This is a genomic window from Nonomuraea sp. NPDC002799 (assembly GCF_053592075.1).
In genome coordinates this window covers 410,165-418,209 of sequence record NZ_JBSFVA010000006.1, presented here as the reverse complement: position 1 = coordinate 418,209, position 8,045 = coordinate 410,165, and the positions used below count along the sequence as shown (strand labels likewise).

The window sequence follows — 8,045 nt, the reverse complement described above, 5'->3', positions numbered from 1 at the left end:
TTCGCTTCGTTGTGTCTTAATTCTTTCAGCCGTTCAAGTCCCTGTCAAATTGACCCGACTTGCTCGACCTGCTGGAATTAAGCCCGCCCCCTTTCGAGGACAACCCCTCTAACTTACCAGCCGTTTCGAGTGGATGCGAATCCATCCGAAGAACGACCCTGAAGAAAGTGAGATTCGCCGGGCCTCTCCGAGATCCTGGAACCTCGTGGCCGCCCTGCGCGAAGCAACTCTAGCAGCCCACGGCGCCCGCTTCGCGCCACTCAGGTAATCATGGGGTCCTTCCCTCACCACCAGACGCTCAAACCTCCCCAAGGAACCCCCAGGTCAACAGGCGCAGTCAAGCCGTCAGCAAGTCATCCGCAATCGCTCCCAGGTACGAAGTAGCTACGAGCCGACTGCGCTCTCGGAGGTGCCCGCAATGACCAGGTCGGAGTACGACGACATCCGTGCGTTCCTCGCTGACGAGGCGACCCCCAGCGGAGACCTGCTGAGAATCGCCAGAACCCTCATCGACGACCTCGAACACGCCCGCATGCGCGAGGCCGTCCTGCGTACCCACTACTTGCGCCTCCTCACCGCCGCACGGGCGACGGTGGCGGCGGAGTCCGTGGGCGCGCCGGATCCCTTGGCGTTCCTCAAGCACGAGCTGGCCTCCCGCGGCCAGCTGCCCGAGGACGGCGAGGCCGTGCAGCGGATCCTGTCCGACGCCCGCACGGCGGCCGCGCTGCTGGCCTGCCTGGAGGAGGCGGTGCCCCAGCGGCCGCGCGGCATGCGCCTGCGCCGGTGTGTCGGCAGCCACAGGACGCTCCCCCGATAGGCCCCTTGCCCAGGTGCCGACTTGGGCCATACCCGCCCTTGGCGGGCCGGCTGCGAGACTTCGCATATGTGGCAGCGGGGGTTGAACTGGGCAGCAGTCCTCCTAGTTGGGACATTTGCCGTTATGTGGGTTGGCGTCGTGGTCTATGCAGATGAGTCCTCGGCCTCCTGGATGCGGATCACCCAAGTGGTCTTCGGAGTTCTCCTGCTCGGCTGGGCCGTGCAGAAGGCGATCTCCATGCTCGTCAAAACCTGAGAGGCCTGCGGCTACGGCTGGAACCGGTAGCCCATCCCCGACTCGGTCAGCAGGTGCACCGGATGCGCCGGATCGGGTTCGAGCTTGCGCCGGAGCTGGGCCATGTACTGCCGCAGGTAGTGCGTCTCCTTGAGATAGGTCTGCCCCCAGACCTCGGTCAGGAGTTGCCGCTGGCTGATCAGCTTGCCCGGGTTGCGCAGCAGCAGCTCAAGGAAGTGCCACTCCGTGGGCGTGAGACGTACCCCTCCTGAGATCGTCCTGGCGGAGAGGTCGACGACGTGGTCGCCCACCCGCACCGTGGCCGGCTCCTCCTCGTGCCGGCCCGTGCGGCGGGTCACCGCGCGCAGGCGCGCGAGCAACTCGTCGATGCTGAACGGCTTCGTCACGTAATCGTCGGCCCCCGCGTCGAGCGCGTGCACTTTGTCGCTGCTGTCGGCGCGGCCGGACAGGACGATGATCGGGATCTCGGTCCAGCCGCGCAGGCCCTGAATGACGGCCACTCCGTCGAGATCGGGCAGGCCGAGGTCGAGGATGACCACGTCCGGATGCCAGTCGGCGGCCTGGCGCAGCGCCGAGCCGCCGTCGGGCGCCACCGCGACCTCGTACTGCCTGGCCGCCAGGTTGACGCGGAGCGCGCGGAGGATCTGCGGCTCGTCGTCCACCACCAGCACCCGGGTCATGCGGCCCGCCGCAGTGAGATGGCCATGGTCAGTCCCCCTCCAGGTGTGTCCTCCAGAACGAGCGTGCCGCCCATCGCCTCGGTGAGACCGCGAGACAGCGCGAGTCCGAGCCCCACTCCCGCGTGCGTGGCACGGTCGCCGAGCCGCTGGAAGGGCAGGAACACCCTTTCCTGCGCCTCCGGCGCGATGCCCGGACCCCGGTCGATGATCCGGATCTCCACGTTCCCGCCGTGCCAGCTCGCGGTGACGTGTACGGGCTCGCCGTCGGGGCTGTAGCGGACGGCGTTCGCCATCAGGTTGACGAGCACGCGGTCCAGGAGCGCGGGGTCGGCCATGACCTCGGGCAGTTCGGGCGGGATGTCGCCGAGAACGCGCACAGGTCCGAGGTCGTCGATGGCGTGCGGCAGGACGTCCCCGATCGCCACGGGCTCCAGGGTCACGCCGAGCGCGCCGGCCTGGAGGCGGCTCATGTCGAGGAGGTTCGACACGAGCCGGTTCAGCTTGATCAGCGACTTGTCGGCGGTGTCGAGCAGCTCGGCGCGGTCCTCGTCCGACCAGGTGACGTCGGTGGCGCGCAGGCTCTCCACCGACGCGATGGCGGAGGCCAGCGGGGTGCGCAGGTCATGGCTGACGGCGGCGAGCAGCGCGGTGCGCATCCGGTCGGCCTCGGCGAGCGGCCGGGCCTGCTCGGCCGCTTCGCGCAGCCGCTGCTGGCGCAGCGCGACCGCCGCCTCCGCCGCGAACGCCTCCAGCACCCGCCGGTCACTGGCCTCCAGCAGCCGGCCGTGCGCGGCGAGCACGAGCCGGTCGTCGATGGCGACGTCGGCGTCGGCCTGCCCGGGACGCGTGCACGGCACCCCGCCGGAGGTGGCGACGATGCGCCAGTCATCACGCCGTTCGAGCAGCGTCACCGAGGTCAGCCCGAACGTCTCGCGCATCCTGCCGAGCAGCGACGGCAGCGCCGCCTCCCCGCGCAGCACGTGCCCCGCCAGCGTCGAGAGCACTTCGGCCTCGGCCCGCGAGCGTGCCGACTCCCTGCTCCTCCTGGCCGCCAGGTCGACGACCGTGCTGACCATGATCGCCACCAGGACGAAGATGGCCAGCGCGAGCACGTTCTCGGGCTCGGCGATCGTCAGCGTGTGCACCGGCGCCGTGAAGAACCAGTTGAGCAGCCCGAACGCGAGCACCGCCGCCGTCAGCGCGGGCCCCATGCCGCCCGTCAGCGCCACGGCCACGACGAGCAGCAGGAAGAGCAGGATCTCGGTGGGCAACGTGAAGTCCAGGGGCCGGACCACGGCGGTGAGCGCCGGCAACCCGGCCAGGGCCAGCGCCCAGCCGTACGCGCGCCGGGTGCGGGTCAGCGCGGCCCGCGACCGTTTCCGCTCGGGGCCCTTCCTGGTCGCCTCGTGCGTGACCATGTGCACGTCGATCGATCCCGACAGCGCCGTGGCCGTGATGCCCACACCACGCGAGATCAGTTGCGCGAACCTGCCCCTTCTGGACGCGCCGAGCACGAGCTGCGTGGCGTTCACGCCCCGGGCGAAATCGAGCAGCGCGCGCGGGATGTCGTCGCCGACCACCTGGTGGTAGGTCCCGCCGAGGTCCTCGACGAGCGTGCGCTGGCGGGCCAGGTGGGCGGGGTCACCGCCGGCGCCCAGGCCGTCGGCGCTGGTGATGTGCACGGCGAGCAGGTCAGCGCCCTTGGTCCTGGCCGCGATGCGGGCGGCCCGGCGGACGAGCGTGTCACCTTCCAAGCCACCGGTCAGCGCGACGACCACACGTTCGCGCGTCTCCCAGGTGCCCGCTATGGAGTGATCCGTACGGTAGAGGTCGAGTTGCTCGTCCACCTTGTCGGCGACCCAGAGCAGGGCGAGCTCCCGCAACGCGGTCAGATTGCCGATCCGGAAGTAGTTGGCCAGCGCGGCGTCGACCCGTTCCGGCGGGTAGACGTTGCCGTGGGCCATGCGGCGGCGCAGCGCCTCGGGCGCCATGTCGACGAGCTCGATCTGGTCGGCCCGCCGCACCACCGCGTCGGGCACGGTCTCGCGCTGCGGCACGCCGGTGATCTGCTCGACCACGTCGTTCAGGGAGGCCAGGTGCTGGATGTTGACGGTGGAGACCACGTCGATCCCGGCGTCGAGGAGTTCCTCGACGTCCTGCCAGCGCTTGGCGTTGCGGGAGCCGGGGACGTTCGTGTGGGCGAGCTCGTCGATCAGGGCCACCTTGGGGGCGCGCTCGATCACCGCGTCCGGGTCGAGCTCGGTGAAGGTCGCGCCCCGGTGGGACAGGGTCCGCCGTGGCAGGATCTCCAGGCCGTCGAGCAGCCGGGCGGTGCGGGCGCGGCCGTGGGTCTCGATGAAGCCCACGACCACGTCCTTGCCGCGCGCCTCGGCGCGGCGTGCCTCGCTCAACATCGCGTAGGTCTTGCCCACCCCGGGCGCGGCCCCCAGGTAGATGCGTAGCCGGCCGCGCGGCCTGACTGCCATTCCTCCAGGTTACGGCTGATATGGCGGCGCGACTCCCCACCCCCAGTGCGGCACCGGAGCCTGCGACGGAGGCGTGGCGCCGGGCTGGGAGTTGTGCCTGGCCAGTCTGGTGCCCCATTCGACGTAGCCGGCGAACGCCGCCCTGAACTCGGGGTCGTCGGGCAGTCCGACCTCGTCGGCCGCGTCCATGAGCAGACTCACCCATCTGCGGCGCTGCGGCTCGGTGATGCTCTTGCCGAGGTGGTGGCGGAGCATGCTCGGGTAGCCGCCGCGCTCCTTCGTGTAGCGGTCGGGGCCCCCGAAGACCTCGCTGAGCCACATCGCCACGTATTTCGGATGCTCGGCGTCCATGTGCGCGAACAAGGGGCCGATCAGGTCGTCTTTGACGACAGTGCGGTAGAACGCCGTGGTCAATCGCTCGAAAACCTCCGTGCCGCCGGCCCAGTCGTACAGGCTCGGCACTGCTTCATCCGTCATGTAATCATGTAATCAGTGATGACACGCCAATGACAGAGGGCCCGGTCTCCTTTTCAGGAGACCGGGCCCTCTTTTGGTAGCGGGGGCAGGATTTGAACCTACGACCTCTGGGTTATGAGCCCAGCGAGCTACCGAACTGCTCCACCCCGCGTCGCTTGGTGTTAGTCATAACTATACCCCCTGCCAGAAGTGCTTCGCACCACCTGCGGATCCGCAGGACGGCAAAACAAAAGGCCCGGAGGATTGACCTCCGGGCCTTTTCTTCTGGTAGCGGGGGCAGGATTTGAACCTGCGACCTCTGGGTTATGAGCCCAGCGAGCTACCGAACTGCTCCACCCCGCGTCGCGTTGTGTCTGAAGACTATCGGCGACGGGGGGTGGGCGCAAACTGACGGCCCTCCGGTGGTTAACCGGTAGGTGACGCGGATGGTGAACCGGACGGTGTGGCCGATGGCGAAACGGGCGGTGAACCCGTCGGTGTGGCCGTGGGCGAACCCGTCGGTGTGGCCGTCGGGCTGGCCGAAGGCTGCACGTTGGCTCCCTCCAGCGCCTTCAGCGCGTCGTCCAGCCGCTTCTGGGCGTCGCCATAGGCGTCCCAGTCGGGCGGGCTGGCCTGTAGCGCCTTCTGCGCGTCCTCATACGCCTTCTTGGCGTTGACGATCGCGGAGTTGAGCGCCGTGCTGGTCTGGGCCGGCGTGTTCGGCTGCTGCTGCTGAGGCTGGGTCTGCTGCTGCGTGCCGCCGAAGACCTCCTTGAGAGCCTCGTCCAGATTTCGCCCGACGCCGATGTTGCTGCCGTAGGACACCAGGACCCGCTGCAGGATCGGGAAGGGCTCCTGACCACCGCCAGCGGCCACCTGGACGTACACCGGCTCGATGTAGACCAGGCCGCCCGCGTACGGCAGCGTCAGCAGGTTGCCGTAGCGCAACGACGAGCTACCCACGCCCATCACGTTGAGCTGGCCGGCCAGCCGGCTCTGGAAGGCGTTCTGAATCTGCCCCGGGCCCGGGATCGGGGTGTTGGACGGCATGCGCAGAATGCGCAGGCGTCCGTACTCCGATCCGGAGGAGGAGTCGACCGCCATGAACGACGACAGGTTGGCCCCTCCCTGCCGTGGCACGAACGTGGTCGTCAACGAGAACGTCGGCGTGCCGCCCGGCATCGTGGTGGTCAGGTAGTAGGGCGGCTGCTTGATGTTCTGGGTGCCCTGGGTCGGGTCGTTGGGGACGTTCCAGAAGTCCTGGCCGCTGTAGAAGGCGGCCGGGTTGGTGACGTGGTAGCGCGAGAGCGTGTAGCGCTGGACCTTGAACAGGTCTTCCGGATAGCGGACGTGGTTGCGCAGGTCCGCGCTCATCTCCGATGCCGGCCTGATGATGCCGGGGAAGGCGTTGCTCCAGGTCTTCAGCACCGGGTCGTTGGTGTCCCAGCCGTAGAGCTTGACCGTGCCGTCGTAGGCGTCGACCGTGGCCTTGACCGAGTTGCGGATGTAGTTGACCTTGTCGCTCGGCTGCTGGGCGATCACGCGGCGGTCCGTGGTGGTGTCGCGTGTCATGTCGCCGAGGCTCTCGCTCTGCGAGTACGGGTAGTCGTTGGACGTCGTGTAACCGTCGACGATCCAGGTGACACGCCCGTCGACGATCGACGGATACGGGTTGCCGTCGAGCGTGAGGAACGGCGCGACCTTCTGGACCCGGTCACGCGGGTTGCGGACGTACAGGACCTTGGAGTTGTCGTTGATGTCGCCCGACAACACGATGTTCGCCTCGCCGTACTTGGCGGCGAAGACGAGCCGGTTGAGGAACGACCCGACGGGGACGCCGCCCTGGCCGGTGTACGTGGTGTTCTTCTGGCCCGTGACGCCCGTCTCCGGGTAGTCGAGCTCCTGCGGGTTCTTGGGGTTACCGCCGGCGATCACGTATTCGGCCGCCGCCGGCTCCTCGCCGTAGTAGATCCGCGACTCCTGGAGCTTGGTCGTGGCCACCAGCGGGCCGGTGACCGGCATGTCCTTGGCGTCGTAGGCGGGCTCGCCCCTGGCGTCGACCTGGTTGCCCGGCGCGGCCACGATGCCGTAGCCGTGCGTGTAGACCAGGGCCCGGTTGATCCAGTTGTTCTGGCCCTCGGGCGGTCCGGTCAGCTCGCGGACGCCCACGACGTGGTCGACCAGCTTGCCCGTCGAGTCCGGGTAGCGGTCGACGTCGAGGGTGTCGGCGAAGCTGTAGAAACCCCTGATGCGCTGGGTCTGCTCGTACGTCGAGGACACCAGCGCCGGGTCGAGCAGCCGCACGCCGGAGACCGAGGAGTCGGCGTTGGACTGGACCTTGGTCGGGTCGGACTCCGCGTTGTAGTTTTCGACCTCGGTCTTGTCGACGTTGTAGGCCTCGCGCGTGGCCTCGATGTTGCGCTGGATGTATTGGGCTTCCTTGCCCTGCTGGTTGGGCTTGACCTGGAACTGCTCGACCAGCGCCGGGTAGACGCCGCCGATCAGGATGGCCGACAACACGAGCAGGCCGAAGGAGACGCCCGGGATCATGCCGCCGGGCCGGATGATTCCGGCGAAGAACAGGGCGGCGCAGATCAGCGCGATGATGGCGAGGATGGTCTTGGCCGGCAGCACGGCGTTGACGTCGGTGTAGGACGCGCCGTGCACGAAGCCGCGGTCGGAGAAGACCAGACCGTAACGGTCGATCCAGTAGGCGACCGCCTTCAGCAGCACGAAGATGCCCAGCAGCAGCGACAGGTGGATCCGCGCGGCCCTGGAGGCGTGCACGCCCGGCGACTGCAGGCGGAACCCGCCGTAGAGATAGTGCGTGATCGCCGCCAGCACGATCGAGATGATCACGGCGGTGAACAGGAAGTTGAGCACCATCCGGATGAACGGGTAGTCGAACATGAAGAACGAGATGTCCAACTGGAACAACTTGTCCAATTGTCCGAACGACGCGCCGTTGATGAACTTCAGCCATGTCTCCCACTGCCCCGCGAACGAGGAGCCGGAGAAGAGCGCGAGCAAGCCCATACCCACAATGAAGATCAGCTTGCGGTGGGGATCGAGGGCCATCCGGTAGCGGTCCGCGCCGCTGCCCCCGCCGAACATCGCGGGGCCGAACATCGGCCGCATCCGGAACGCCAGCAACATGTTGCCGCCGGCGATGCCGACCATCAACACCGCTCCCAGCAGGAACAGCACGATCTGCGTCAGCAGCACCCCGGAGAAGACCGTGGTGTAGTCGGTTGCGTCAAACCATAGATAGTCGGTGTAAATACCGGAAAAGAGAAAGAACAGGGCCACGATCGCCACCAGGGCGATCGCCACAGGCAGAAGCAGTCGCGG

At 67.9% G+C, this 8,045-nt stretch carries 5 protein-coding genes and 2 tRNA genes; 1 reads left to right on the top strand and 6 read right to left on the bottom strand.

All coding sequences use genetic code 11. The annotated features are described in order from the left end of the window. Positions 1 to 418 precede the first annotated feature (418 nt). Complete coding sequence (locus ACWD0F_RS15395) at positions 419 to 817, top strand: hypothetical protein (protein WP_449875717.1); 399 nt, start codon at positions 419 to 421, stop codon at positions 815 to 817. Positions 818 to 1,083: 266 nt separating this feature from the next. On the opposite strand, the gene ACWD0F_RS15390 is transcribed toward ACWD0F_RS15395, so the two are convergent. From ACWD0F_RS15390 to ACWD0F_RS15365, 6 genes are all read right to left on the bottom strand, one after another. After that, positions 1,084 to 1,752, bottom strand: a complete 669-nt coding sequence (locus tag ACWD0F_RS15390) for a response regulator (RefSeq protein ID WP_449875715.1) — start codon at positions 1,750 to 1,752, stop codon at positions 1,084 to 1,086. Continuing rightward, positions 1,749 to 4,238 (bottom strand): DUF4118 domain-containing protein, encoded by a 2,490-nt coding sequence (locus tag ACWD0F_RS15385; protein ID WP_449875713.1) that lies wholly within the window; start codon positions 4,236 to 4,238, stop codon positions 1,749 to 1,751. Before ACWD0F_RS15385 ends, ACWD0F_RS15390 begins: the two co-directional genes overlap by 4 nt. Before the next feature lie 9 nt (positions 4,239 to 4,247). Continuing rightward, entirely contained in the window at positions 4,248 to 4,715 is a 468-nt protein-coding gene (locus ACWD0F_RS15380) for a group II truncated hemoglobin (RefSeq protein WP_449875711.1), read from the bottom strand. A gap of 74 nt (positions 4,716 to 4,789) precedes the next feature. Further along, positions 4,790 to 4,866, bottom strand: a tRNA-Met gene (locus ACWD0F_RS15375). 114 nt (positions 4,867 to 4,980) lie between these two features. Next, positions 4,981 to 5,057, bottom strand: a tRNA-Met gene (locus ACWD0F_RS15370). 63 nt (positions 5,058 to 5,120) lie between these two features. Then, positions 5,121 to 8,027: a UPF0182 family protein gene (locus ACWD0F_RS15365; RefSeq protein ID WP_449875709.1), complete on the bottom strand. Its 2,907-nt coding sequence runs from the start codon at positions 8,025 to 8,027 to the stop codon at positions 5,121 to 5,123. Between the last annotated feature and the right edge of the window lie 18 nt (positions 8,028 to 8,045).